20 protein-coding genes, 2 pseudogenes and 2 riboswitches are annotated in these 25,560 nt (G+C 65.4%); of the genes and pseudogenes, 14 read left to right on the top strand and 8 right to left on the bottom strand.

The window, feature by feature from the left end; translation table 11 throughout:
* Positions 1 to 21: 21 nt before the first annotated feature.
* From B3E94_RS10765 to B3E94_RS10745, 5 genes are all read left to right on the top strand, one after another.
* Complete coding sequence (locus B3E94_RS10765; protein ID WP_286913466.1) at positions 22 to 1,509, top strand: heme utilization protein; 1,488 nt, start codon at positions 22 to 24, stop codon at positions 1,507 to 1,509.
* Positions 1,510 to 1,575: 66 nt separating this feature from the next.
* A complete protein-coding gene (locus B3E94_RS10760) occupies positions 1,576 to 2,256 on the top strand; it encodes a C39 family peptidase (RefSeq protein WP_176510826.1) in 681 nt (226 codons plus the stop codon).
* 32 nt (positions 2,257 to 2,288) lie between these two features.
* Entirely contained in the window at positions 2,289 to 3,035 is a 747-nt protein-coding gene (locus B3E94_RS10755; protein WP_176510825.1) for a hypothetical protein, read from the top strand.
* A 48-nt stretch (positions 3,036 to 3,083) separates the two neighbouring features.
* Positions 3,084 to 4,364, top strand: coding sequence for a hypothetical protein (locus tag B3E94_RS10750; protein ID WP_236235713.1), 1,281 nt, complete (start codon positions 3,084 to 3,086; stop codon positions 4,362 to 4,364).
* Positions 4,365 to 4,502: 138 nt separating this feature from the next.
* The gene (locus B3E94_RS10745; RefSeq protein ID WP_286913464.1) at positions 4,503 to 6,704 is read left to right on the top strand and encodes an LTA synthase family protein; all 2,202 of its coding nucleotides are present in this window, start codon (positions 4,503 to 4,505) and stop codon (positions 6,702 to 6,704) included.
* A 24-nt stretch (positions 6,705 to 6,728) separates the two neighbouring features.
* On the opposite strand, the gene B3E94_RS10740 is transcribed toward B3E94_RS10745, so the two are convergent.
* Positions 6,729 to 8,054: a sigma-54 dependent transcriptional regulator gene (locus B3E94_RS10740; RefSeq protein WP_286913463.1), complete on the bottom strand. Its 1,326-nt coding sequence runs from the start codon at positions 8,052 to 8,054 to the stop codon at positions 6,729 to 6,731.
* A gap of 341 nt (positions 8,055 to 8,395) precedes the next feature.
* On the opposite strand from B3E94_RS10740, the gene B3E94_RS10735 reads away from it, so the two are divergent.
* A complete protein-coding gene (locus tag B3E94_RS10735) occupies positions 8,396 to 8,662 on the top strand; it encodes a hypothetical protein (RefSeq protein ID WP_176510821.1) in 267 nt (88 codons plus the stop codon).
* Positions 8,663 to 8,778: 116 nt separating this feature from the next.
* Here the strand turns inward: B3E94_RS10735 and B3E94_RS10730 are convergent, their stop codons facing one another.
* From B3E94_RS10730 to cobW, 4 genes are read right to left on the bottom strand one after another with little or no spacing between them, the layout of a single operon-like run.
* The gene (locus B3E94_RS10730; RefSeq protein WP_286913462.1) at positions 8,779 to 9,411 is read right to left on the bottom strand and encodes a vWA domain-containing protein; all 633 of its coding nucleotides are present in this window, start codon (positions 9,409 to 9,411) and stop codon (positions 8,779 to 8,781) included.
* Positions 9,412 to 9,446: 35 nt separating this feature from the next.
* Entirely contained in the window at positions 9,447 to 10,448 is a 1,002-nt protein-coding gene (locus B3E94_RS10725) for an ATP-binding protein (protein WP_286913461.1), read from the bottom strand.
* A 1-nt stretch (position 10,449) separates the two neighbouring features.
* Entirely contained in the window at positions 10,450 to 14,211 is a 3,762-nt protein-coding gene (gene cobN, locus B3E94_RS10720; protein ID WP_286913459.1) for a cobaltochelatase subunit CobN, read from the bottom strand.
* A 3-nt stretch (positions 14,212 to 14,214) separates the two neighbouring features.
* Positions 14,215 to 15,282 carry a cobalamin biosynthesis protein CobW gene (gene cobW / locus B3E94_RS10715; protein ID WP_236235718.1) on the bottom strand — a complete coding sequence of 356 codons (1,068 nt, stop codon included), beginning with the start codon at positions 15,280 to 15,282 and terminating at the stop codon, positions 14,215 to 14,217.
* 99 nt (positions 15,283 to 15,381) lie between these two features.
* Positions 15,382 to 15,594, bottom strand: a riboswitch (cobalamin riboswitch).
* 100 nt (positions 15,595 to 15,694) lie between these two features.
* A riboswitch (cobalamin riboswitch) is annotated at positions 15,695 to 15,917 on the top strand.
* Positions 15,918 to 16,013: 96 nt separating this feature from the next.
* Between cobW and B3E94_RS10710 the strand changes: the two genes are divergently transcribed.
* The 7 genes from B3E94_RS10710 (at position 16,014) to B3E94_RS10680 (ending at position 22,528) form a co-directional block, all read left to right on the top strand.
* The gene (locus B3E94_RS10710; RefSeq protein WP_110638052.1) at positions 16,014 to 16,199 is read left to right on the top strand and encodes a CbtB domain-containing protein; all 186 of its coding nucleotides are present in this window, start codon (positions 16,014 to 16,016) and stop codon (positions 16,197 to 16,199) included.
* A gap of 10 nt (positions 16,200 to 16,209) precedes the next feature.
* Positions 16,210 to 16,902 (top strand): CbtA family protein, encoded by a 693-nt coding sequence (locus B3E94_RS10705; RefSeq protein ID WP_286913458.1) that lies wholly within the window; start codon positions 16,210 to 16,212, stop codon positions 16,900 to 16,902.
* Between the two features lie 17 nt (positions 16,903 to 16,919).
* Positions 16,920 to 17,312 carry a cobalamin biosynthesis protein gene (locus B3E94_RS10700; protein ID WP_286913476.1) on the top strand — a complete coding sequence of 131 codons (393 nt, stop codon included), beginning with the start codon at positions 16,920 to 16,922 and terminating at the stop codon, positions 17,310 to 17,312.
* A 32-nt stretch (positions 17,313 to 17,344) separates the two neighbouring features.
* Positions 17,345 to 18,097 (top strand): precorrin-4 C(11)-methyltransferase, encoded by a 753-nt coding sequence (gene cobM, locus B3E94_RS10695; protein ID WP_176510815.1) that lies wholly within the window; start codon positions 17,345 to 17,347, stop codon positions 18,095 to 18,097.
* A 66-nt stretch (positions 18,098 to 18,163) separates the two neighbouring features.
* Positions 18,164 to 18,406, top strand: a complete 243-nt coding sequence (locus tag B3E94_RS10690; RefSeq protein ID WP_286913456.1) for a DUF1272 domain-containing protein — start codon at positions 18,164 to 18,166, stop codon at positions 18,404 to 18,406.
* Positions 18,407 to 18,623: 217 nt separating this feature from the next.
* Positions 18,624 to 19,238: a response regulator transcription factor gene (locus tag B3E94_RS10685; protein ID WP_176510813.1), complete on the top strand. Its 615-nt coding sequence runs from the start codon at positions 18,624 to 18,626 to the stop codon at positions 19,236 to 19,238.
* A gap of 14 nt (positions 19,239 to 19,252) precedes the next feature.
* Positions 19,253 to 22,528, top strand: a complete 3,276-nt coding sequence (locus B3E94_RS10680; RefSeq protein ID WP_286913454.1) for a transporter substrate-binding domain-containing protein — start codon at positions 19,253 to 19,255, stop codon at positions 22,526 to 22,528.
* On the opposite strand, the pseudogene B3E94_RS25570 reads toward B3E94_RS10680, so the two are convergent.
* The 3 genes and pseudogenes from B3E94_RS25570 to B3E94_RS10670 all read right to left on the bottom strand — a co-directional run.
* A pseudogene (locus tag B3E94_RS25570) lies at positions 22,503 to 22,934 on the bottom strand (methyl-accepting chemotaxis protein); the annotation flags it as partial. The gene B3E94_RS10680 and the pseudogene B3E94_RS25570 sit on opposite strands and share 26 nt — an antisense overlap.
* 105 nt (positions 22,935 to 23,039) lie before the next feature.
* Positions 23,040 to 23,822: pseudogene (locus tag B3E94_RS25565) on the bottom strand (PAS domain-containing protein); the annotation flags it as partial.
* 127 nt (positions 23,823 to 23,949) lie between these two features.
* The gene (locus B3E94_RS10670) at positions 23,950 to 24,969 is read right to left on the bottom strand and encodes a LacI family DNA-binding transcriptional regulator (protein ID WP_236235723.1); all 1,020 of its coding nucleotides are present in this window, start codon (positions 24,967 to 24,969) and stop codon (positions 23,950 to 23,952) included.
* A gap of 208 nt (positions 24,970 to 25,177) precedes the next feature.
* Here B3E94_RS10670 and B3E94_RS10665 point away from each other — a divergent pair.
* The coding region (locus B3E94_RS10665) for a gluconokinase (RefSeq protein ID WP_286913452.1) at positions 25,178 to 25,560 on the top strand (383 nt) is incomplete at its 3' end.

The following is a 25,560-nucleotide window of genomic DNA, read 5'->3' as shown; positions in this document are numbered from 1 at the left end:
TAAAGAAGACGGAGAAACACCATGAAACCCTCGATGGCAATCAAGCCTCTGGTTTTCGCAATTGCTGCGGTCATGGCTGTTGCTGCACAAGCGGATCAGAACGACCGGCGTGGCCATGGCCACAACAATAACCACACACCACCGGCAAAGCAGATCTACACCACCGCCACTGCCAAGGCTACTGATACTCAGCGCAGCACTGGCAACAAGATCCTCAACGAAGGCACCGTCAACGAAGCTGAAATGAGCAGCTCCGGCACCGGCGCGAGCGGCAACGTGGGCGTCAACGTGGCGGCCGGTAACGGCAACCAGCAGGACAACGCCGCGGCCATCGCCAACACCGCGTCCGACAACGCCGCAATCGACAACAGCTTCGTCTTCGGCAACTCCGAAGCCACGGCTAGCGTGCAACAGTACAGCAACAACAACACCGTCAAGAACTGGTCTACCCAGAGCTCTGCGGTCATGAGCGGCTCGGCTGACGGCAGCAGCGGCAACGTTGGCATCAACGTGGCCGGTGGCGACCTGAACCAGCAGAAAAACACCATGGCCATTGCCAACAACAGTGCCGCCATTGGCAACTCCACCGCCACCGCCAGCGCCAACCAGAACGGCCCTGGCCTGACCGTGGAAAACCGCGCCGATCGTACCTACTCGCTCGATACCCTGAGCTTCACCACCACTTCGAGCGGTTCGTCCTCGCGCAGCGGCTCGTTCGATGCGAGCGTCGACAAGAGCTCCAGTTCGAGCTTCAGCGTGGCTGGCAACCAAAGCAGCAGCGCCAGCGGCTCGAAGAACAGCAGCTCCAGCGGGTCTAGTAGCATGACCGCCAGCGGCTCCAACAGCAGCAGCGCCAGCGGCAGCAACAACAGCAGCGCCAACGGTTCGAACAACTGGGCTGCCAACGGTACGGCGAGCACTGACCACAGCTCCTCGTCGAGTGCTTCGGTGAACGCTTCGCTCGATGCCAGCGCCTCGGGCAGTGCGTCCTCGTCGCAAACCTTCGGCAACTTCACGCGTTCGCGCAGCGGCGACTTCGACGCCTCGCTCAATGCATCGCTCGATGCCTCGATCGACAAGTCGCACCAGTCGTCCAGCAACTCGTCGTTCGACACGGCCTTCAACTCGTCCTACGACAAGGCCAACGCCTCCTCGTATGACCACAGCCGCGACTCTTCCTATGACAAGGCCCGTGATACTTCCTACGAGAAGGCTCACCAGTCGGCATGGGAGAAAGCCAACGCTTCGGCCTTCGAGAAGTCTGGCGAGAAAGCCTCGCAATCTTCGGACAGCATCTCGAAGAGCTACAACGAGGCCAACTCGTATGACCTGAGCAACACCGTGTCCTTCCAAGTGCTGACCCCGACCGGCTGGGCCAACCCTGTCACCAACACCGCAACCCTCAGTGGTTCGGTCAATGGCGGCAGCGGCAACCTGGGCGTGAACGTGGCATCCGGTGTGGGCAACCAGCAAAGCAACTCGCTGGCCATCTCCAACACCTCGATGTAACTGCTGTGGCCTGGAGGCCCCCTTCGGGGGGCCTTCTTTCAACCAAACCCGTTGGGGGCATCGAACATGCGCATTATCGCCTTGGCGTTCTTGCTGTGCATGGCCAGTGTGAGCGAAGCAGCCCAAATGCCGTTGTCCGTCCTGCCGGGCGGCGCGGTGATCTACAAGCCCGTACAGAGCATCCGCGAGCGCAAGTTCGCCGACCTTGTGCAACAGAAAACCGACTTCAGTTGCGGCGCCGCGTCGCTGGCGACCATCCTGCGCCAGGCCTACTGGCTCGACGTGGACGAACAACACGTGATCGAGGGCATGCTGGCCAACGCCGACCAGGACCTGGTGCGTACCCAGGGCTTCTCGATGCTCGACATGAAACGCTACGTGGAAAGCCTGGGCATGCGCGCCCGCGGCTACCGGGTAGCCGCCGACACCCTGCACAGCATCCGCATCCCAGTGGTGGTGCTGATGGATATCCGCGGCTACAAGCACTTCGTGGTGATGCAGAAGGTCGACCAGGGCTGGGTCTACATCGGCGACCCGGTGCTGGGCCACAAACGCTTCAAGCTCGATGATTTCGTCAAGGGCTGGAACGGCATCATCTTCGCCGTGATCGGCCAAGGGTACGACAAGTCCAACATCTTGCTCGACCCGCCCCTGCCACTGAGCGCCAAGAATCGCATCAACAACTTCACCCCGGTGAAGGATGCAGAGTTGATGGACTTCGGCTTCATCCAAAGCGACTTCTTCTAATGACAAGGGGCAAGACGCCCCGGGAGCATCCCATGAAGACTTCATGCTGGCTCGCAGTCCTTTGCCTGGCTGCTAGCCTGCCGACCCAGGCACAGACGTTCAAGCCCATCGAACTGAAGGATCAGGAGCTGGCCAACCTGCGGGGTCGCTACGTATTGCCCGGGCGCATCGTCAGCTTCGGCGTGGTCATGACCAGCACCTGGCAGAACGCCAATGGTGAAGTGATCGGCGCCACCTCCTCGATGCAGATCCAGCATTCGACCCTGCAGCCGCAGTTCTATGTGTCGATGATCAATGAAAAAGGCGCCGGCACCTCGCACAACCAGGCCCCGGGCACCGGCACCATCACCGGTGGCAGCGGCCTGAACAGCACCGAGGGCGTGACCCAGGTGGTGCGCGCCGCCGGCGACTACAACGCGGCCTACAACGATGTCGGCATCAATGTCACCAAGGGCAACGAGGCGCCGGCCACACCGCCGCAAGGCCAGGCCCTGGCAGCCGGGCAGACCCTGACCGGCGCCAACGGCGCAGGCTCATTGAGCGTTTCGGCCAATGGCACCGGGGTTCAGCTGGGCATCGTCGCCAACAACAACCAGGGCAGCAGCCTGCAGCGGCTGGCCCAGGGTGGCCTGATGCAGAACACCACCCTGCTCGGCGCGGGCAACCAGGTGCGCAACCTGACCGAGCTGAATGTGGTGCTGCGCGACAACCCCTCGGCCGCAGCGCCGATGAACGCCAATCTTGATCAGCTCAAAGGTCTTCGCAACGGCGGATACTGATCTACGCTCAGTCTCATCGAACAAGTAGTCAGAAGGGACGGCTAATCCATGCATCGTTTGTTTACGTTGAGAGCTATCGTTTGTTTGAGTACCTTGGCCCCGGCCACTTTGCTTCAAGCAGCAACCGACCCCCAGGTCGAAGCACTGAAACAAGAACTGATCGCGCTCAAAGAGCGCTACGAAGCCCAACAGAATGCATTGATGGTGCTGGAACAACGCCTTCGCCAGGTCGAAGAAGCCCCGGCGACCCCTGCGCCCAAGCGCTTGACCAAGTCGCCGGCCGAAGGCGTCAAGGGGGCGCAAACCGTGGCCTCCGGGGCCCCTGGCACGAGTGGCAGCTCCTATGGCCAGTCGCTCAAGGACGATTCGGAACCGGCGCAAAGCGTGTCCAACCTGTATGACGAAGCCAGCGGCTTCTTCGGCGGCGGCAAGTTCAGCGTCGAAACCGGTGTGACCTACACCCATTACGACACCCGCGCCCTGACCCTCAACGGTTTCCTGGCGCTCGACTCGATCTTCCTGGGCAACATCAACATCGACCGCATCAAGGCCGACAACTGGACGCTGGACCTGACCGCACGCTACAACGTCGACCAACGCTGGCAATTCGATATAAACGTACCCATCGTCTATCGCGAATCGACCTATTCCTCGGGCGGCGCCGGCGGTGCTGCCGGGGTGAGCTCCGACGGCACCGTCACCCGCGACCCGATGATCGGCGACGTCAACGTCGGCGTGGCCTACAAGTTCATCGACGAGTCGGAAAACTGGCCGGATGCCGTCGCCACCCTGCGGGTCAAGGCGCCTACCGGCAAAGATCCTTACGGCATCAAGCTGATCCAGGACCCGGGCAACGACAACCTGGCCATTCCGGAAGACCTGCCGACCGGTAACGGCGTCTGGGCCATCACCCCGGGCATCTCGCTGGTCAAGACCTTCGACCCGGCGGTGCTGTTCGGCAGCCTGTCGTACACCTACAACATGCAGGATTCGTTCAGTGACATCAGCCCCACGGTCAACACCAAGGTGCCGGGCGATGTGAAACTGGGCGACTCCTGGCAGATCGGCGGCGGTATCGCCTTTGCCCTGAACGAGAAGATGAGCATGTCGTTCTCGGTCACCGACCAGTTTGCCCGCAAGAGCAAGATCAAGCCTGACGGCGGTGACTGGCAGTCGATCACCAACAGCGACTACAACGCGGCCAACTTCAACATCGGCCTGACGTTTGCCGCCAGCAACAACCTCACCATCGTGCCCAACCTGGCCATCGGCCTGACCGACGATGCCCCGGACTTCTCCTTCAGCCTGAAATTCCCCTACTACTTCTGACTTGCCATGGCGCAACCCGGCCCCCCGCGCGGGCCGGGTTTTGGTAACCAACCTTGTAGCCGACCGCTTTCCTGACAGCGTGCTGTTATCATCGCCCACTGCGATATGACATCTTGAAGTCAATTAAGGAAAGTTTTCGTGAAGAACCTGCTTGGCCACCCGCACTCCCGGCTCGTCGCCCTGGCGACCCTGGTGCTGGTGATTCCACTGACTGCGCGCGCCCTGCTGGGCTGGTCCAACCCGCTCGGCTACCTCTCGGACCTGGCCCTGGGCAGCCTGCTGCTCGTGCTGCTGCACCGTCGCCCCGTGTGGCTGGCCCTGCCCGTGCTGCTGGCCTGGGCGGCGCTGTGGGTGGCCTCGGCCGAGCTGGTGAGCGCTGTCGGGCGGCTGCCGAACAGTGGTGATCTGGCGTACCTGATCGACCCCCAGTTCATGGAAAACTCCACCGGCGGCGGCCTTGCCCATGGCTGGCTGCCCTGGCTCATGGCCGGCGGGCTGCTGGCCTGCTGCCTGAGCGCCTGGAGCACCCGCGCACAGCGCGCTGCCGCGCTGCCGCGCTGGGCCTTGTGCATCCCGGTGCTGCTGTTCGGCCTGCACTGGGGCAGCCAACAGCTTGCCCCTTCGGACGCCGATCAGTGGCGCCAGTACAACCTCTCCCACCAGCTGCTGTCGGCAGGCGTCAACGACCTGCAACGCCGCGCCCTTGCCTGGGGCGGCCAGGAACAACCGATCACCCCCTTGCCCAGTGCCGGCCTGACCCAGGCCGACCTGCATGGCCAGAAGCTGCTGGCTGGCCCCGGCAGCGCCCGCAACCTGCTGGTGATCACCCTCGAAGGCATCCCCGGTGCCTACCTGCGGCCCAACCGCCAGGCCCTGCACAGCCGCTTCGACGAAGAGCTCATGCCCAACCTCAGCCGCTGGGCCGAGCGCGGCATGAACACGCCGGACTACGTGCTGCACACCCACCAGACCATTCGCGGCCTGTACGCCATGCTCTGCGGCGACTACGACAAGCTCGCCAACGGTACGCCCAAAGGGATGGAGCTGCTGACCCAGCAGCAACGCAACCTGGCCTGCCTGCCGTCGCAATTGCGCCAGGCCGGCTTCAGCACCCACTACCTGCAAGGCGCGGGCCTGCGCTTCATGGCCAAGGACCGGATCATGCCGCACATCGGCTTCGACTCGGTGCACGGCCTGGAGTGGTTCAGCAATGAGAACTACCTGGAATTCCCATGGGGCAAGGACGACCGGGCCTTCTTCGAAGGCGCCCTGGACTACGTCGGGCAATTGCGCCAGCAGGACCGCCCATGGATGCTCACCCTGCTGACCGTGGGCACCCACCAGCCGTATTCGGCGCCGGAGGATTACCTGGCGCGTTACGACACCGCCAAACAGGCAGCAGTGGCCTACCTGGACGACGCCGTGGGGGCGTTTCTCGACAACCTCGAACGCCAGGGGGTGCTCAAGGACACGCTGGTGGTGGTGACTTCGGACGAATCCCACGGCATCGACGGGGTGCGCCTGGCCTCGTCGTGGGGCTTCAACCTGCTCCTGGCCCCGGAGCAGGCGCAACTGCCCCACCTCAAGCAAGGCACCTACGGGCACATCGACCTGACCACTTCGCTGCTCGACTACTTTGCCCTGCCAATCCCGGTCGCCCTGGGCGGGCGATCGTTGCTGCGCGATTACGACAGCGGGCGGGAGATGATTTCCTACACCAATGGCATGCTGCGCTACCACGATGGCCAAGGCGTGTTCACCGAGTGCGACTTCCAGCAACGCTGCCGCCGCTATGCCAGCCAGGGCTTCATTGCCGACCATGCCCGCTACCTCGGCCCGGCAGAACGCCAGGCAGGCCCACAGCTCAACGCCCTAGCCGGGGTGCTCGACCAGTCCCTGCTGCAAACCCCCCTCAACCTGCGCTACCAGTTCGGCGGCCCTTCGGCCATCCCGCTGCAGGCACGCATTCACGATGACTGGGCCGACAACCTGATCGGCGCGCAGTACCTGGAAATGCCGGAGGGCTCGCACACGCGGGTGCGGGTCAAGGTCCGCGCCCTCGACCGCCAGCATGTGGCCTATATCCAGCTCAAGGCCAAGGAGCTGGAGCAGGACGTGCCGCTGGGCCTGCCCGAAGAGATTCGGGTCACGGCCGATGAGCCGCTGGAGATGGAGTTCGGCTTCGACAACCCGACCCTGCGCAAGGCGTTCTCCTTCCACTTGCTGGGGTATGGCGGTGGCGAGGTCGAGGTCAGCGACTTCAGCGTCATCACGGCGCTGCCGGGTGAAGAAGAGACGATCGAAGAACTGTCGGACGGTCATATCGCCCAGTCGAGCTGATCGATCGGCCGCCTGGGGCCAGGTTCAGCGAATCTGGTGTTTGTGCAGCAGCCGATAGAATGTCGGCCGCGACACCCCCAGCACCTTCGCGGCAATGCTCAGGTTGTTGCTGTGCCTGTCGAGCACATCGCACAGCGCCTGGCGTTCCGCGCGGTGCTTGTAGTCTTCCAGGGTGCCCAGCGGGTGCTCCTCCTGCTCCAGCACGTGCAAGCCCAGGTCCTGGGCTTCGATCTGCCGCCCTTCGGCCAGCACCAGCCCCCGGCGTACCCGGTTGGCCAGTTCGCGGACGTTGCCCGGCCAGTTGTGCCGCCCCATGGCGGCCAGGGCGTGGTCGCTGAAGGTACGCGGCCGGCGGCCGGTCTCCAGGCTGTAGAAGTGGGAAAAATGGTTGGCCAGCATCGACAGGTCACCATGCCGGTCACGCAAGGGCGCTGTCACCACCTGCAAGACGTTTAGCCGGTAATACAGGTCTTCGCGAAAACGCCCTTGCTCGATGGCTTTTTCCAGGTCCACGTGGGTGGCGGCCAGCACCCTCACATCCACGGGAATCGGCTGGCTGCCACCGACCCTCTCGATGTGCTTTTCCTGCAGGAAACGCAGCAAGTTGGCCTGCAACTCCAGCGGCAGGTCGCCAATTTCGTCGAGAAATAGGGTGCCGCCATGGGCTGCCTCGATGCGCCCTGCCTTGCGCTGATGGGCGCCGGTGAAAGCCCCCTTTTCGTGCCCGAACAACTCGGACTGGATCAGGTGTTCGGGTATCGCCCCGCAATTGATCGCGATGAACGGCATCTCGCAGCGTTGTGACTGGCGGTGCAAGGTGCGCGCCACCAGCTCCTTGCCAGTGCCGCTCTCGCCACGGATCAGCACCGGCGATTCGGTGGGCGCCAGTTTGCCGAGCAATTTGCGCAGCTCCAGGATCGGCCGGCTGTCACCCAGCAGTTCATCCTCCAGGCCATTGATCGGCACATTGCCCTTGCCGCGCAGGCGCGCCATGCCAAAGGCCCGCCCCAGGGTCACCAGCACCCGTGACACGTCGAATGGCAGGGTATGGAAGTCGAAGAACCACTCGCAGACGAAATCGCCGACGTTCTGCATGCGCAGCTGGTCGGCATCGAGCACCGCAATCCATTCGGTGTTGCTGCGCTTGATCATGTCCTTGACCGCGTCGGGGTGGCGCAGGTGCGAGGCCTGCAGACGCAACAGCCCAAGGTCGCAGCGGTGCTCCAGGGCCAGGTCCAGGCTACAGCTGTGGACATCCCAGCCCCCACTCTCCAAGCCTGGTAACAAACGGTGACAATCATCGCACGGGTCGACGATGAGCAAGCGACGAAGGGCGGCGGATTCGTGCATGACCGTTCCTTGGCGCCAATTTGTGGTTTTTTACGTGAAAACAGTAAGTTGCGGCGCCGTTTTAACAGTAGCAACGAACTTGACGGTGCCCACTACCGTCTGTCTGCCCGATTCGGCAGGCATGAAGCACGTTCGGAATTTTTCAATTTAATTGACGTCACACGCGGCGCCGGAAAATAAAAACGGTTCAAATCAAAAAAAATTATCAACGCTGTGTGACTCCACCCCTAACTTGGAGCATCAGTACGAATAACCCCGCACTGCAGATCGCGATACGCTGAAGCGACGTAGCAGTAACGCGGACCTTCATTACGCTGTTGGGACCATAGAGAGACCGAACCATGAATGCCCCGCTCCGTGTCAACGAAGCCCTGCTGATTGCCGACCACGCTTTCGAACCCTTCCAGTGCGTTGCCTGGGATGCGCCCAACGGTACGGGCGAGCTGAGCCTGGCGGTGATCGACCGGACCAGCACCCGCATCGGCAGCAAGCAAGTGTCGTCGTCTACCTATTCGGACCCGGCGCAATGGGCCAGCCTGATCGAGGAAGTGCGCGCCGAACTGTGCCAGAAAGGCTATGACCTGCAACCCTGGTCGATGCCCAAGTAATCGCCACGGTGTACCGGCAAGTGCGTGCCAGGCACGCACTTGTACAACTTCCAGCCTGCCCTCGAGGCAACTTTTTTAATGCGACATAGTGTCGCGCCACGCCCGCCTTTTACAACTCACCTTATTAACTTGAACTGTTCCAGATGCTGGTAATCGGCCTGCAGTTGTTCAGCTAATTGCTGTGCACGCCCCAAGCGAACTGGCGCCAATTCCATGTCTACCAATAAGGTGGCGCAAGGCATCGGGTGCAGCTCTCCCCAGCGTTGCAGGCGACCATCGGTAAAGATCAGGCAACGCTGAAGCTCCTGCGGATGGGCTTTGCGCCTGGCGTTCAACCAGCGGCGCGCCTGGTCGAGCGCCTCGATCAACGGCGTTCCCCCGCCCGCCCCCAGCGCCTGCAACCAGGGCTGCAGTGCGGCTGATGCCTTGAGCCCATGCCGTTGCCACTGCGGCGCACCACCACTGGCGGTGAGCAGCGCCAGCCGGGCGCGCTGGCGATAGGCCTGGTCGAACAATTCGGCCAGCAGGCCTTTGCTCTGCGCCAATGCCTGATGGCGCCGGGTCGAGGCGGACGCATCGACGATCACCAACCACAATTGCGCAGCCTGGCCCTGGCGCTGCTGCCAGCACAGGTCCTGGCGCTGGCGAGGGCGCCCTTTTAGCAGCGTCGGCAACCAGGCCACACGGCCCTTGCCCGACAGCTGGGCACGGCCACGGCTGGCGCCGTTCAGTTTGCCGACACGGGGCATGGCATCCGCCACCTTGTTGCCCGGTGGGCGGATGCTCAGGGCTTTTTTGCCCAGTTCGGCACCTCGCGCCGAGCACCGCTGCTGACCGGCTCTGCCGGCAGCGCGCCCCAATCGCCCTGCCCGCCTTGCTGCTGCGTTTCGCCGCGTGCGCTGGCAGGTGGCGTGGAATGGGCGGTGGGTTCTGGCAACTGGCGGCGCCGGTGGCGCAGGGCGAACTCGGCCACCGCCTCCACATCGCCTTCCTCGATCGCCTCGCCGCCGCGCCAGGCGCAATGCGCACGCGCCGCACGCAGCCAGACCAGGTCGGCACGCAAGCCGTCGACACCGGCGGCATAGCAACGCTCGGTGATCCACGCCAGTGCCTGATCGTCCAGGGCAATCGCCGCCAGGGCCTGGCGCGCCGCCTGGCAGCGCTCGCGCAATTGCGCCTGGGCCGCAGCCCATTGCGCGCAGAACGCCTGTGGGTCGCTGTCGAACGCCAGGCGGCGGCGAATGATCTGCTGACGCGCCTCGGGGGCCGGCAACCCTTCGAGCAGCACATTCAAACCGAAACGGTCGAGCAATTGCGGGCGCAGCTCGCCTTCCTCGGGGTTCATGGTGCCGATCAGGACGAAACGGGCACTGTGCTGGTGCGAAATGCCATCGCGCTCGATGCGGTTGGTACCGCTGGCGGCCACGTCGAGCAGCAGGTCCACCAGGGTATCGGGCAGCAGGTTCACTTCATCGACATACAGCACGCCACCATCGGCCTGCGCCAGCACGCCGGGGGAGAACTGCGCCTTGCCCTGCCCCAGCGCGGCGTCCAGGTCCAGCGTGCCGACCAGGCGCTCCTCGCTGGCGCCCAGCGGCAAGGTCACGAAAGGCCCCTCGCCGAGCAGGTCCGCCAGGCCGCGGGCCAAGGTGCTCTTGGCCATGCCGCGTGGCCCCTCGATCAGCACGCCGCCGATCTTCGGGTCGATGGCCGTCAGGCACAGCGCCAGCTTGAGCGCGTCGGCGCCGACCACCGCAGCCAGGGGAAATTGCACGGGTTCACTCATTTCAAGCCTGTTCCTCGCCATCGAGCAGTTGTTCCTCGAGCGCTTCGCGATAGTCGCCCGGCTGCTCCCAGAGCCCGCGTTGCTGGGCCTCCAGCAACCGCTCGGTGAGGTCGCGCAGCGCCTCGGGGTTGTGCTCGCGCATGAAGTCGCGGGTCGCCGGGTCGAGCACGTAGGCATCGGCCAGCGACTGGTAATGATGATCGTCGATCAGGTGCGTGGTGGCGTCGAAGGCGAACAGGTTGTCGACCGTTGCCGCCAGCTCGAACGCGCCCTTGTAGCCATGGCGCTTGGCCCCGTCGATCCACTTGGGGTTCAGCGCCCGGGCACGAATCACCCGGTTCAGCTCTTCCTTGAGGGTGCGTATGCGCGGGCGGTCGACCTGGCTGTGGTCGCCGTGGTAACTGGCCACCGGCGCACCGGCCAAGGTTTCGGACGCCGCCAGCATGCCGCCCTGGAACTGGTAGTAATCGTTGGAATCGAGCAGGTCGTGCTCATGGTTGTCCTGGTTCTGCAGCACCGCCTGGACCTGGCCCAGGCGCCGGGCGAACTGCGCGCGCGCCGGGGTGCCGTCGTCGCTGCCGCCATAGGCATAGCCACCATGGTTGAGGTAGACCTCGGCCAGGTCGTCGCGGCTGTGCCACAGGCGGCCGTCGATAGCGTTCTGCACACCGGCGCCGTAGGCACCGGGCTTGGCGCCGAACACCCGCCAGCCGGCCTCGCGTGCCGCCTGCTCGGGCGCCAGGCCAGATGCCTGCAGGGTTGCGCGCTCTTGACGCACGCGGGCGGCCAGGGGGTTGAGGTCGGCAGGCTCGTCCAGCGCCGCCACCGCTTGCACCGCCGCATCGAACAGGCGGATCAGGTTGCCGAAAGCGTCGCGGAAAAAGCCCGAGACGCGCAAGGTCACGTCCACCCGCGGGCGGTCGAGCAGGCTCAGTGGCAGGATCTCGAAGTCATCGACGCGCTGGCTGCCAGTGGCCCATACCGGCCGCACGCCCATCAGCGCCATGGCCTGGGCGATGTCGTCGCCGCCGGTGCGCATGGTCGCCGTGCCCCACACCGACAACCCGAGCTGGCGCAGGTGGTCGCCGTGGTCCTGCAGGTGCCGCTCGAGAATCAGGTTCGCCGAGGCGAAGCCCAGGCGCCAGGCCGTGGTGGTGGGCAGGTTGCGCACATCCACGGTGTAGAAATTGCGCCCCGTGGGCAGCACATCGAGGCGGCCACGGCTGGGCGCGCCGCTAGGCCCGGCCGGCACGAAACGCCCCGCCAGGGCCGCCAGCAAACCGTTGATCTCAGCCGGGCCGCAGGCGTCCAGGCTCGGCGCTACCTGCTCGCACAAGGCGCGCAGCACCGCCTGCACCGGCTGCCAGCAAGGCTCGTCGGGCAGCTGCAGGGTTGCGCCCAGGGCCTGCTCGATCAGCTGCAACGCCAGCAGCTCCAGGCGCTCGCGGGTATCCCCGCAGGTGCGCCATGGCTCGTCGCTGATGGCCTGCAAGGCTGCCGGCCGTGGGCCGGCCCAGGGCTGGCCGAGGTCGCAGTCGAGTGGATCGAAGCCCAGCGCCAACGCCTTGGCCAGTGCGCGCAGCAGGCTGGCATTGCCCTCACGGCCATCACCGCGCTCCACCCGCAGCAACGCCAGCAAGGTGTCGACCCGCAGCCGCGCCTGGGGCGACTGGCCGAACACATGCAGGCCATCGCGAATCTGCGATTCCTTCAGGTCACACAGGTAGGTGTCCAGCCGTGGCAGCCACACCGCGGCGTCGTCCAGCTGGCCTTCCAGCTGCAGCTCGCGGTCGATGTGGTTGGCCTTGACCAGTTCGAGGATATCGCGCTGCAGCTCGCGGGCACGCCGTGGGTCGAGCAGCTGCGCTTCGTAGAACTCATCGGCCAATTGCTCCAGGTGGCGCAGCGGGCCATAGGTTTCGGCGCGGGTCAGCGGTGGCATCAGGTGGTCGATGATCACTGCCTGGGTGCGGCGCTTGGCCTGGGCGCCCTCGCCCGGGTCGTTGACGATGAACGGGTAGATGTTCGGCAGCGGGCCGAGCAAGGCGTCCGGCCAGCACGCGGCGGACAGGCCGACGCCCTTGCCGGGCAGCCACTCGAGGTTGCCGTGCTTGCCAACGTGGATCAGCGCATCGGCGGCATAGGCATGGCGCAGCCAGAAATGAAACGCCAGGTAGCCATGGGGCGGTACCAGGTCCGGGTCGTGGTACACGGCGCTGGGGTCGACCTGGTAGCCACGGGCCGGCTGGATACCGACGAAGGTCAGGCCGTAGCGCAAGCCGGCCACCATCAGCCGGCCACTGCGGTACATCGGATCCTGCTCGGGCGGGCCCCAGCGTTCGAGCACGGCCTGGCGGTTGGCCGCCGGCAGGCGCTCGAAGGCTTCTTTATAGTCGGCCAGGCTCAAGCTCTGCGCGCACGGGCGCTGGTCGAGGTGATCGAGGTCGTTGGTCACACCGCCAAGCAGTTGGTGAATCAGCTGGGTGCCGCTGTGCGGCAGCTCGCCCAGCGGGTAGCCCTCGGCTTTCATGGCCTTGAGTATGTTCAGTGCGGCCGCCGGGGTGTCCAGGCCCACGCCATTGCCGATGCGCCCGTCGCGGGTCGGGTAGTTGGCCAGCACCAGCGCCACGCGCTTCTGCCCATTGGGCAGGCGCGCCAGCTCCACCCAGCGTCGCGCCAGTTCGGCGACGAAGTCCATGCGCTCGGGGTGGGCCCGGTAGCAGACCACATCGGACTGGCTGCGCTCGCTGCGCCAGGCCATGTCCTTGAAGCTGACTGGCCGGGTGATGATGCGCCCGTCCAACTCCGGCAAGGCAATGTGCATGGCCAGGTCGCGGGCGCCCAGGCCCTGCTCGCTGGCCTCCCAGGCTGGCTGGTTGTCTTGCGCGCAGATCGCCTGCAGCACCGCAATGTCCCGGCGAAACGGCCGCAGGTTGGGGCGCTCCGGGCTGGACATGGCAAACCCGGTGGTATTGATCAGGACTTCGGCGCCCACTTCGTCCAGCCACTGCTCCACCTGCTCCAGGCAGGCGCTTTCCTTCAGGCTGGCGACCGCAATCGGCAGCGGGTTGAGCCCGGCCGCCTGCAGGCGCTGGCAGAACACATCGATGAAGGCGGTGTTGGCCGCCTGCAGGTGCGAGCGGTAGAACAACAGCGGCGCCACCGGGTAGTCGGGGTGCCACTGGCTGTACCAGGCATCGGGCGTGGCGCTGGCCTGGCTGGGGTGATACACCGAGGTGCGCGGCAAGGGTTGCGGCTCGCCCCAGGCGTAGTCACGCCCAAGCCATTGGTTGGCCAGGCAGTTGAACAGGTTGAGGGCATTGGCCTTGCCACCCTGGCGCAAATAGTGCCAGAGGCGCTGGGCCGCATCGCCAGTTACCGTGCCCAAGTCCGTCAGCTCCGGGTCCGGGCGGTCATCACCCGGCACCAGGATCAACTGCACGCCACGGGCAGCCAGTGCCACCAACTGCTCGACGCCATAGCGCCAATAGCCGACGCCGCCGTGCAACGACACCAGGATGACCTTGGCGTGGCGCAGCACCTCTTCTACATAAAGGTCGACCGAGGCATGGTTCTGCACCTGCATCGGGTTGGCCAGGCGCAGGCTGGGGAAGTCATCGGGCAGTTGCTCGGCGGTTTCGGCGAGCAATGCCAGGTGCGAGTCGCCGCTGCAGAGGATCACCAGCTCGGCGGGTGTCTGGCCAAGGTCGGCAATGCTGTCGTCCGGCACGAAGCCGCCGGGCTGGGTCCGCAGCAGGTGCATGGGTCAGGCGCCCAGGGCCTGGCGCAGACGCGCTTCCAGTTGCACGGCATCGAGGTCCTGGCCAATCAGCACCAGACGCGTGATGCGCGGCTCGTCGGCACGCCAGGCGCGGTCGAAGTGCTTGTCGAAACGGGTACCCACGCCCTGCACCAGCAGGCGCATCGGCTTGCCAGGGATGGCGGCAAAGCCCTTGGCACGCAGGATGCCGAACTCCACCACCAGTTGCGTCAGGGCGTCGAGCAGCAGGCTTTCGTCAGCTTCGGGCAGGTCGATGGAGATGGAGTCGAAGGCGTCGTGGTCATGGTCGTCGTGATCGTCGCCGTCATGGTGCGAATCGTGGTGCGTGCGGCGGCCGTCGATGTGCTCCTCGGACTCGGCGCCCAGGCCCAGCAACACGTCCAGTGGCAGGCGGCCGCTGCTGGCCTCGATCACCTTGACCGCAGGCGGCAGCTCTTCGGCCACTTCGGCGCGCACCTTGGCCAGGCCTTCGGCGTCGATCAGGTCGGCCTTGTTCAGCACCACAAGGTCGGCACTGGCCAACTGGTCGGCGAACAGCTCGTGCAGTGGCGATTCGTGGTCCAGGTTGGGGTCGAGCTTGCGCTGCGCATCGACCTGGTCCGGGTAGGCGGCGAAGGTGCCGGCAGCCACGGCCGGGCTGTCGACCACGGTGATCACCGCATCGACGGTGCAGGCAGTGCGGATTTCCGGCCACTGGAAGGCTTGAACCAAAGGCTTGGGCAAGGCCAGGCCGCTGGTTTCGATGAGGATGTGGTCGAGGTCGCCACGGCGGGCCACCAGCTCGCGCATGACCGGGAAGAATTCCTCCTGCACCGTGCAGCACAGGCAGCCGTTGGCCAGCTCGTAGACCCGGCCGCTGGCCTCTTCTTCACTGCAGCCGATGCTGCATTGCTTGAGAATCTCGCCGTCGATGCCGAGTTCGCCGAACTCGTTGACGATGACCGCGATGCGCCGGCCCTGGGCATTGTCGAGCATGTGCCGCAGCAAGGTGGTCTTGCCCGAGCCGAGGAAGCCGGTGACGATGGTGACGGGGAGCTTGGCCAGTGTTTTCATGTCGCGTTGCCCTTGGCAAATGGCGCGGGCATGCGGGACGAAAGCCACGGGCCAGGCCGGCCGGGCTCGTTCGCCACCGGATCACCCCGCCCGGTTGAAAGTCGAAAACGTGTCGAGGCAGGTCTCCTGGCTTGCACCGTCGCGGCCCCACTCGATGAACGGGGCCGGGTAGGACGACGCCTTCCCGCGCTGGGGCGCAGTGGCTGTGTCGTTCCGTTGCCGGTGCTTACAGTTGCGGGGGCAGCCGCGGCTTGAACCGCGTTCCCGTCTTAGCTTCGGCGTGGCCGAAGAACCTCGAAGCGGCAAGGCTACGCGGGGGGTGGCGGGTGGTCAACTGATGCGGTGGTTTTGTCGCCCCTCGCGCGGCTGTAATAACTTGCAACCAATTGACGGAAACCCTGCCCCGTGGTCTCCTAACGCCTTGCGTTCAGGTGCCCCCTTGGGGGTGAAACGGGAAACCGGTGCGTCGCAGGCCCTGCAACAGGGCCGGACCAGGCCGGTGCTGCCCCCGCAACGGTAAGCGAGCGAAGCGTCTAGACCACTGTGCCACGTCGTAGGGCATGGGAAGGTGATGCTTTAAAGGAGCCCTGCTCCTCCTCGCAAGCCCGGAGACCGGCCTGGCGTCACATGAACACCCCGCGGTGGGCGGGCGCTGTCGCATTCCCTCGGGCGCCTCGCGCCTGGGGCTGCCGCGCTTGCCCGTTGAGCTCAAAACAACAGAGGAACGCGTCATGCCCATCACCAGCGCCAAGCACAGCATCGCCACCCCCGTCACCCTCAGCCAGCGCGTCGTCATCGCCGTAGGGGCCAGCCTGCTGGGCCTGTGCCTGGTCTACTTCGCCGGTTTCTCGCACATCGAGGCGGTGCACAATGCCGCCCACGACACCCGCCACAGCGCCGCATTCCCTTGCCACTGAGGCCCGCCCGATGATCAAGCGCATTGCCCGCACCGCCGGGTTCAGCGGCCTGCTCGCAGCCTTGCTGCTGACCCTGCTGCAAAGCTTCTGGGTCGCCCCGCTGATTCTCCAGGCAGAAACCTACGAGACCGCAGCCCCTGCCGCCGAGCACCACAGCCATGACGGCGAAGCCGTCGCGGCCCACGAACACAGCGCCGAGGCCTGGTCGCCGGAAGATGGCTGGCAGCGCATCCTCTCGACCACCGGCGGCAACCTGGTGGTGGCTGTGGGCTTCGCCTTGATCCTGGCCGCCCTGTACAGCCTGCGCGAACCCAACCGGGTGAGCACCGGCGCGCTGTGGGGCCTGGCCGGCTTCGCGGTGTTCTGCCTGGCACCCACCCTGGGCCTGCCGCCCGAGTTGCCTGGCACCGCGGCCGCCGACCTGGGCCAGCGCCAGAGCTGGTGGATCGGTACCGCAGCCGCCACTGCGCTGGGGCTGGCGTTGCTGGTGTTCGCCCGGCACTGGCTGCTCAAGGTCGCCGGCGCGGTGCTGCTGGTAGTGCCGCACATCATCGGCGCGCCGCAGCCTGAAGTTCACCAGAGCCTGGCGCCCGAGGCCCTGGAAACCCAGTTCAAGATCGCCTCGTGGCTGACCAATGCCGCGTTCTGGGTGGCCCTGGGCCTGCTCAGCGCCTGGCTGTATCGCCGCGCCCAGCACGCCTGATGGCCGCTGAAGCAGCCCTGCCGGCGCTGTACGCCGGCTTCGGCTGCCGCCGCGGCTGTTCGCTGGAGCACCTCGACACCCTGCTGCGCCAGAGCCTGGCTGCCCACGGCCAGGCCTTGGGCACACTGCGCGGCATTGCCACGATCAGCCTCAAGGCCGATGAGCCAGGGCTTGAGCAGCTGGCCCTGCGCCTCGGCTTGCCTCTGGTGGTGTTCACTGCCAGCCAGTTGCAGGCTTTCGAACCGTTGCTCACCCATCGTTCGGCATCTGCCTACGCCCACAGCGGCTGCTGGGGCGTTGCCGAAAGCGCGGCCCTGGCCCTGGCCAGTCGCGAGCACGGCAGCGCCAGGCTCAGGATAATGCGGCAATCTTCAGGCGCCGCTACCGTCGCCCTGGCCTGCGGCGGATAATCGCTTCAACCATTTACCTGCAAGGAATTTCCATGACGGTCTACTTCATCGGCGCCGGCCCCGGCGACCCGGAGCTGATCACGGTCAAGGGCCAGCGCCTGATCCGTCAGTGCCCGGTCATCATCTATGCCGGTTCGCTGGTGCCGCCAGCGGTGCTCGAAGGCCACCAGGCCGAGACGCTCATCAACAGCGCCGAGCTGCACCTGGAACAGATCATCGAGGCCATCCGCGCAGCCCATGAACGGGGCCAGGACGTGGCGCGCGTGCACAGTGGCGACCCCAGCCTTTATGGCGCCATCGGCGAGCAGATTCGCCACTTGCGCGAGCTGGGCATCGACTACCAGATCATCCCCGGGGTCACGGCCACCGCGGCCAGCGCCGCTTTGCTGGGCTGCGAGCTGACCCTGCCGGAGGTGGCGCAGACCGTCATCCTGACCCGCTATGGCGACAGCTCGCCAATGCCGGCAGGCGAGCAGTTGGCCGACCTGGCCCGCCACGGCGCGACCCTGGCCATTCACCTGGGGGTCAAGCACTTGCCGCGCATCGTCGAAGAGTTGCGCCCCCATTACGGCGCCGACTGCCCGATTGCCGTGGTCCACCGCGCCACCTGGCCGGACCAGGACTGGGTGCGCGCTACCTTGGCCGATATCGTCGAACAGGTCGCGGCAAAAGGGTTTCGTCGCACAGCGCTGATCCTTGTCGGCCACGTGCTGGGCGATGCGCCGTTTGCCGAATCGGCCCTGTACCGCGCCGGCCACGCGCACCTCTACCGCCCCGGCGGCTGAGCATTGCCAACGGCGCACCTGGCAGCGCAGACTCCGGGATCGTTCCCGCCTACCGGAGTCACACCCATGCTGGAGCTGCGCCCCAACTGCGAATGCTGCGATGTCGACCTGCCCGGTGACAGCCTTGAAGCATTCTTCTGTTCGTTCGAATGCACCTTCTGCCGAAGCTGCAGCGAATCTCGCCTGCAGGGCCGTTGCCCGAACTGCTCCGGGCAGTTGCTGCCGCGCCCGGCGCGGGTCGGCCTGGCATTGAGCAACAACCCCGCATCGACGCTTCGCGTACGCAAGCCCCACCCCGCCTGCCAATGACACCCTCGCAATACCCGGCATCGTCGCCGTCGCGCGGTGCCTGGCGCGCTATTTTGTAGGACTTTTCCACAATAACCGCTCGGTTGTTCAACAGATCTATACTCGCCATTACCAAGCATCCGGAATGGCCGTATCGTGCTGCGCTGCAGAAAGAACTTGCAGACGAATTCCTGATTAAGCACAGGAAATGGTCCACATTCCGACAGGAGTTAACTTCATGACAACCGTGTTGATCGTTGACGACCACCCCATCGTCAGGCTGTCCATGCGCCTGCTGCTGGAGCGCGAGCGCTTCCGCGTCGTTGGCGAAGTAGGCAACGGCAGCGAAGTGGCGCAGGTAGCGCGCGAACTGCGTCCCGATGTAGTGGTGCTGGACATCGGCCTGCCCGGCCTTGATGGCATGGAGGTCATCAAGCGCCTTCAGCAGCTGGAGCCCGTACCCAAGATCATGGTGCTGACCGGGCAGGCCACCGACCTCTACGTGCGCCGCTGCCTGGATGCCGGCATCGGCGCGTTCGTGACCAAGGACGAAGACCACGAAGCATTGATCTTCGCCCTCAAGGCACTGATCAAGGGCTATTCCACGTTTCCCCAGATGTCGGTCAACAGCAACACCCTCGACAGCGAACCCAGGCGCCTGGAAAGCCTGTCCAACCGCGAGATGGAAGTGTTGCGCCGCCTCGCCCGGGGCGAGAACAACAAGCATATAGGCGGCAGCATGAACCTCAGCGCCAAGACCATCAGCACCTACCGGGGCCGTATCATGGAGAAGCTCAAGACCGAATCGCTGGTGGAAATGGTCGACCTGGCCAAACGCAACCACGTCAACTGAGCGCCCCTCTCGCAATGAAGCGCTACTCCACCGGCGTGCTTTTGGCACTGTGCCTGGCGTGCTCCCCCCAGCAGACACTAGCCGATGCCGAGCCGCGCCAGTTGCTGGCACGCGCCACCAGCGTCACCCAGCCACTGCAACTGGACAGCCAGGATCGGCAGTGGCTGCAGCAGCGCAAGGTCCTGCTGCTGGGCAGCTCCCGCCCCGACTACCCACCCTTCGAAATCAACATCAGCCCGTCCGACTATGAAGGCCTGAGCGCCGATTTTGCAGGGTTGATCGGTGAGCATCTGGGTATCCCGGTGCAGGTCATGCGCTTTGCCAGCCGCCATGAGGCGATCGCCGCCCTGCGCGAGGGCAAGATCGACCTGCTGGGCAGCTCCAACGGTTTCGAGGCGGCCGATGCCCAGTTGAGCCTGAGCGAGCCTTACGCCGACGACCTGCCGGTGATCGTCACCCGTGAAGACCGCAGCCTCAGGGACAACCCGAGCCTGGCCGGCCTGCGCCTGGCGATGGTCGACCACTACCTGCCCGGCGAGACGGTTCGCAACCTCTACCCCAATGCCCAGCTGAGCCTCTATCGCTCGACCCTGGCCGGCCTGGCGGCGGTCGAGCTGGGTGAGGCGGACGCCTACCTGGGCGACGCCATCAGTACCGACTACCTGATCGGCAAGAGCTATCAAGGCACGGTAAAAATCGACAGTTTCTGCCAGGCCAAGCCCGGCTCCTTTTCCTTTGCCCTGGCCAACGACAACCCACGCCTGCGCCGCCTGATCGACGCGGCTTTGGACAGGATCACCGAAAGCGAACGGCTGAACATCCTGCGGCGCTGGACCAGCGGCAACACCAGCCTCTTGCTGGAGCGCCACCTCTCGGCCCTGAGCGATGAAGAAAAGGCCTGGATCCAGCGCCACCCGACGGTCAGCGTGCTGGTCGACCCGGCCCTGGCGCCACTGACCTTCAACGATGCCCAGCAGCGAATCAGTGGCATCACCGTCGACCTGCTCAAGCAGATCACCCATCGCACCGGCCTGCAGTTCACCCTGATCGAGCGCAACAGCGTGCAGGCCATGGTCGAGCAGGTGGCGCGCGGTGAAGCGCAGATGATCGGCGCGCTGGGCTATGGCGTCGACCGCGCCAGCCAGTTGCGCTACACCCGGCCCTACCTGGTCAGCCCCAGGGTGCTGGTCACGCGCAACCAGGCAGCCTGGCCACTGCAGAGCCGAGACCTGGATGGCAAGCGCATCGCCCTGCTGCGCGGCTCCCCCTTGCGCGCCGAGGTACTGCGCCAGTACCCCAATGCCACGGTGATCGAAGCCAAAAACCCGCTGGCCCTGATGGAGACGGTGGCCACCGGCGAAGCCGACGTGGCCTACAGCAGCCATATCAATGCCACCTACTACATCAACCATGTGTTCAAGGACCAGCTGCGCATCGCCAGCGTCCTGGGCGACGACCCGGCCGCCGCCGCATTCGCCGTAGCCCCCGGCCAGCCCCAGCTGCAGGCCATCCTCGACAAGACCTTGCTGAGCATCCCCCCCGAAGAGCTGGACCAACTGGTCAACCGCTGGCGCACCAGCTCGCTGGTCAGTGACGGCCCCTGGCGCAATTACCGTACCTTGGCACTGCAGGTACTGGTGCTCTCGGCCCTGCTGCTGGCCGGCGTGGTGTTCTGGAACAGCTACCTGCGCAAGTTGATCCACCAGCGCACCGAAGCCCAGCATGCCCTGCAGGCCCAGCTGGCCCTGAGCCGCGGCCTGCTCGAACAACTGCGCCAGGCCAAGGACGACGCGGAACAGGCCAGCCACACCAAAAGCACGTTCCTGGCCACCATGAGCCACGAAATACGCACCCCCATGAACGCGGTGATCGGCTTGCTCGAGCTGGCCCTGGAAGACAGCCGGGGCAGCCGCTGCGACCCGCAGACGCTGCAGACCGCGCACGATTCCGCCGTCGGCCTGCTGGGCCTGATCGGCGACATACTGGACATCTCGCGCATCGAATCCGGCCACCTGACCTTGCAGCCCGTGGCCACCGACCTGGTCGAGCTGGTACGCGGCACCTTGCAGGTGTTCGAAGGCAATGCCCGCAGCAAGGGCCTGCACCTGCACAGCGAACTGCCGCCAGGGCCGGCCTGGGTCATGGCCGACCCGCTGCGCCTCAAGCAGATCCTCTCCAACCTTCTGAGCAACGCCATCAAGTTCACCGATCGCGGCGAGGTGCATACCAGCCTGCAACTGCAGCCAGGCGTTACAGGCAACGACGTGCAAGTGGCGCTGTGCGTGCGCGACACCGGCATCGGCATCGGCGCTGCTGACCAGGCCCGCCTGTTCAGCGCCTTTGCCCAGGCCGAAGGCCCGCGTGCCCACCAGGGCGCCGGCTTGGGCCTGGTGATCAGCCGTACCCTGGCCGAGCTGATGGGCGGCGAGCTGCAGCTGCAGAGCGTGCAAGGCGTGGGCACCCTGGTGGACATCAAGCTGCAGTTGCCCGTCTGTGCGGCGCCCCTGCCCGCCGAGCCTGGCAGCGCGCACCAGGAACACGCAAGCAGGCCGCTGAACATCCTGGTGGTGGATGACTACCCGGCCAACCTGCTGTTGCTGGAAAAGCAGCTCGATACCCTGGGCCACCGGGTCACCCTGGCCGAACATGGCGAAGCGGCGCTGGCGCTGTGGCAACAATCGACATTCGACCTGGTCATCACCGATTGCAGCATGCCGGTGATGGACGGCCATGAGCTGGCCCGGCGCATCCGCCAGCTGGAGCAGGCCCGCGGCACGCCTGGCTGCTGGATTCTCGGCGTCACCGCCAACGCCCAGGCCGAAGAGCGTGAACGCTGCCTGGCCAGCGGCATGGACGATTGCCTGTTCAAACCCATTGGCCTGGGCACGCTGAAAATGCACCTGCCCCAGGCCCGCAGCGATGCAGCCGCGCCTGCCGAACGGGCCAGCGGGTTTGCGCTGAACGAATTGCACCACCTGACCCAGAATGACCCGCAGCTGATTCGCCACCTGCTCGAGCAGCTCACGCAAACTGCCGCAGAAGACCTCGCGACCCTGCGCGCCCTGGGCCCCACACCCCAGGACGACGCCCTGGGCCGCATCACCCACCGCATCAAAGGCGGCGCCAAGATGCTCAAGGTGCGCGGCGTGGTGAGCGACTGCGAGGCCATTGAGCGCGCCCAGGCGCAAGGCTTGCCAACCGAGGCGCTGCAGGCGCAACTGGAAGCCAGCCTGACGACCCTGCAGCGCGAACTTGCCGACACCCTCAGTGCAATTGCAGCGTCGAGCTGATCTGGCTGATGGCATCGACCACGTGGCGCGAGCCCTGCTGAATTTCCATGATCACGGTGCCGGCCTCGTTGGCCAGTTCCACACCGCGCCCGGTGCGGGTCAGGCTCGATTGCATGCTGGCCACCGCCGTCAGCGACAGGTCATGGTTCTGGCGCACCACATCGACGATCTCCAGGGTCGCCTTGCTGGTGCGCGCCGCCAGGCTGCGCACCTCGTCGGCCACCACGGCAAAGCCGCGGCCGTGCTCACCGGCACGGGCGGCCTCGATGGCGGCGTTCAGCGCCAGCAGGTTGGTCTGGTCGGCGATGCCGCGAATGGTCAGCACGATCTGCCCGATCACATCCGACTGCTTGCTCACCGCATCGATACTGCGCGCGGCATCGTTGAGCTCCTGGGAAATCTGCTCGATCACCTGCACGGTCTGCTGGACGACTTCGGTGCCTTTGCGCGCACAGGCGTCGGTTTGCACCGAACTGGCATGGGCCGCATCCGCCGCGCTCTGCTGGGTACTGACCTGGGCGGTGATGTCGCTGGCGAACTTGACCACCTTGTACAAGCGGCCCTTGCTGTCGAAGATCGGGTTGTAGGAGGCCTCCAGGTACACCGTCTGGCCCTGCTTGTTCACCCGCTCGAAGCGATGGGAATGGTATTCGCCACGGTTGAGTGACGCCCAGAACTCGCGGTACTGGGCCGATTCACGCTCGTGCGGGTGGCAGAACAGCCCGTGATGGCGGCCGGTGACCTCGTCCATGCGATAGCCCATGGTCGTGAGAAAGTTCTCGTTGGCCGTTATCACCCGCCCCTGCGGGGTGAACTCGACTACCGCCATGGAGCGGCCGATGGCCTTGAGCAGGCTCTCGCTTTCATGTTCGTCCTTGACCCGCTGGCTGATGTCGGCCGCCACCTTGATCACGCTGGTGACCTGCTGGCGCTCATCGACCACCGGCATGTAGCTGGCTTCGAGCCAGACCTCGCGCCCGGTCTTGTCGACCCGCTCGAAGGTACCGCTGATCGCCCGCCCCTCGCCCAGCTCGCGCCACAGCTGCTGGTACTCGGCGCTCTTGGCATAGGCCGGGTCGCAGAACACCCGGTGGTGTTTGCCGCGCAATTCCTCGGCGCTGTACCCCATGGCCTGGCAGAACTGGGCATTGGCATCGAGGATGGTGCCGTCGGGCGTGAACTCGATGATCGCCATGTTTCGGCTGATCGCCGCGAGCTTGGCCTGGCTCTCTGCCAGCGCCTGGCGAATGCGTTGAATCTCGATCAAATCGGACTTGCGATGGAAATCGAACATGGCGCCGGGGTCCTATGTGCGCAGGGTTTCCTGAGCATAGATCGGCGCAAGCGGCATGCAAGCACACTGCTATCACTTAGTGAATAGTCAATCTGTCATAAAGGCTGGCATGCCCGCGCCAGGCGGGTCAGGAGCTTTCCCGCACCATCAGTTCAAAGCCTAGATCCTGCTGCTCGGCCGCGACGCGCTTGCCATCGAGCAAGGCCAGCAACGCCTGCGCCGCGCTCCGACCAACGGCAGCGCGCGGCGTGCGAATGGAGGTCAGGCGCGGCACCATGTGCGCCGATGCCGGCAGGTCGTTGAAGCCGACCATCGCCACCTGGCGCGGCACCTCGATGCCCTGGCGCAGCGCCTGCAGCACAGCGCCTTGGGCCAGGTCGTCGTTGCAGAAGAAAATGCCGTCCACATCCGGCGCCTGTGCCAGCAACTGGCTGAACAGCTCGCTGCCCAGGGCGATCGACGAAGGTTGTGGCGCCAGGATTTCCAGCTCGGTTGCCTGCATGCCAGCCTCGGCCAGGGCCTGGCGGAAGCCCTCGGCACGCTGCATCACCCGTGGGTCGAGCTGCGCCGCGATGAACGCCAGGCGCCGCCGGCCGCGCTCGATCAGGTGGCGGGCGGCGGCGCGGCCGGCCTGCTGCTGGGAAAAGCCCACCGACAGCGCCCCGGGCGCACCGCCCAGCTCCATCATGTGCACGCAGGGCACGCCACTGGCGGCCAGCATCTGGCGCGACGCATCGCTGCGGTCGAAGCCGGTCAGCAGCATGCCGCAGGGCTGATAGGCCAGGTAGTTGCGGATCAGGTTTTCTTCTTCGTCGATATCGTAGTGATAGTTGCCGATCAGCACTTCCAACCCACGCGGGCGCATGACCTCGTGGATGGCCTCTAGGGTGTCGATGAACAGCTGGTTGGACAGCGACGGGATCAGCACCACCACCGACTGGCTGCGCGCCGACGCCAACGCCCGGGCAGCCGGGTTGGCGACGTAGCCCAGGCTCGCCGCAGCGGCAATGACCTTTTCCACCAGCGCCGGGGCCACCGTGCTGACGCCGCGCAAGGCGCGTGAAGCGGTAATCGGGGAAACCCCGGAGAGCCTGGCGACTTCTGCCAGCGTGGGACGACCGGTGGTGCGAGAGCCTGTACGGGACATGGATGTTGTAATTTTACTACTTGCCAAGGGAGGGGAACGGCCACTAAGGTAGCGCTGTCTCAGGACGCAGGCAATGTAATCTTTGGGAGTGGCCACTACACGCACTCTGCCAAGCGTCCATACTGCGTAAGGACAAAATCAATAACACCGGGGGGTGGCGTTTCGTCTATGCCGAGACAGCGCTACCTCACCCCGCAGGAGGTACTGAATGAATGCTCCCCTGTCCGCCATCGTGGTGATGGGTGTGGCCGGCTGCGGCAAAAGCAGCATCGGCGCCGCCATCGCTGCCAGAAGCGGCGGCCGCCTGATCGAAGGCGACGCGTTTCACCCTGCCGAGAACATCCGCAAGATGAGCGCCGGCATCCCCCTGGACGACAACGACCGAGCCGGCTGGCTGGTGCGCCTGGGCCAGGAGCTGCAAGCCACGGTCAGCGCCGGTGAGCGGCCCATCCTCACCTGTTCCGCGCTCAAGCGCCGCTACCGCGACACCCTGCGCGAGGCGATGCCGGCGCTGGGCTTCGTGTTTCTCGAGCTCACCCCGGCAGAGGCGGAAAAGCGCGTGCTCGCCCGCCCCGGCCACTTCATGCCGGC

The organism is Pseudomonas sp. UBA6315, from assembly GCF_002438125.1.
Classification (GTDB): Bacteria; Pseudomonadota; Gammaproteobacteria; order Pseudomonadales; family Pseudomonadaceae; genus Aquipseudomonas; species Aquipseudomonas faucium.
Note: the sequence above shows the minus strand (reverse complement) of the source record. Positions and strands in the feature narration are given on the sequence as shown.

Coding starts and splice junctions, on each gene's coding strand:
- cobN (WP_286913459.1), bottom strand. CDS start 14,211: ATGCACCTGCTGCGGACCCAGCCCGGCGGCTTCGTGCCGGACGACAGC.
- B3E94_RS10725 (WP_286913461.1), bottom strand. CDS start 10,448: ATGAGTGAACCCGTGCAATTTCCCCTGGCTGCGGTGGTCGGCGCCGAC.
- B3E94_RS10680 (WP_286913454.1), top strand. CDS start 19,253: ATGAAGCGCTACTCCACCGGCGTGCTTTTGGCACTGTGCCTGGCGTGC.
- B3E94_RS10705 (WP_286913458.1), top strand. CDS start 16,210: ATGATCAAGCGCATTGCCCGCACCGCCGGGTTCAGCGGCCTGCTCGCA.
- B3E94_RS10755 (WP_176510825.1), top strand. CDS start 2,289: ATGAAGACTTCATGCTGGCTCGCAGTCCTTTGCCTGGCTGCTAGCCTG.
- B3E94_RS10730 (WP_286913462.1), bottom strand. CDS start 9,411: ATGCCCCGTGTCGGCAAACTGAACGGCGCCAGCCGTGGCCGTGCCCAG.
- B3E94_RS10740 (WP_286913463.1), bottom strand. CDS start 8,054: ATGCACGAATCCGCCGCCCTTCGTCGCTTGCTCATCGTCGACCCGTGC.
- B3E94_RS10735 (WP_176510821.1), top strand. CDS start 8,396: ATGAATGCCCCGCTCCGTGTCAACGAAGCCCTGCTGATTGCCGACCAC.
- B3E94_RS10760 (WP_176510826.1), top strand. CDS start 1,576: ATGCGCATTATCGCCTTGGCGTTCTTGCTGTGCATGGCCAGTGTGAGC.
- B3E94_RS10670 (WP_236235723.1), bottom strand. CDS start 24,969: ATGTCCCGTACAGGCTCTCGCACCACCGGTCGTCCCACGCTGGCAGAA.
- cobM (WP_176510815.1), top strand. CDS start 17,345: ATGACGGTCTACTTCATCGGCGCCGGCCCCGGCGACCCGGAGCTGATC.
- cobW (WP_236235718.1), bottom strand. CDS start 15,282: ATGAAAACACTGGCCAAGCTCCCCGTCACCATCGTCACCGGCTTCCTC.
- B3E94_RS10710 (WP_110638052.1), top strand. CDS start 16,014: ATGCCCATCACCAGCGCCAAGCACAGCATCGCCACCCCCGTCACCCTC.
- B3E94_RS10750 (WP_236235713.1), top strand. CDS start 3,084: ATGCATCGTTTGTTTACGTTGAGAGCTATCGTTTGTTTGAGTACCTTG.
- B3E94_RS10765 (WP_286913466.1), top strand. CDS start 22: ATGAAACCCTCGATGGCAATCAAGCCTCTGGTTTTCGCAATTGCTGCG.
- B3E94_RS10690 (WP_286913456.1), top strand. CDS start 18,164: ATGCTGGAGCTGCGCCCCAACTGCGAATGCTGCGATGTCGACCTGCCC.
- B3E94_RS10685 (WP_176510813.1), top strand. CDS start 18,624: ATGACAACCGTGTTGATCGTTGACGACCACCCCATCGTCAGGCTGTCC.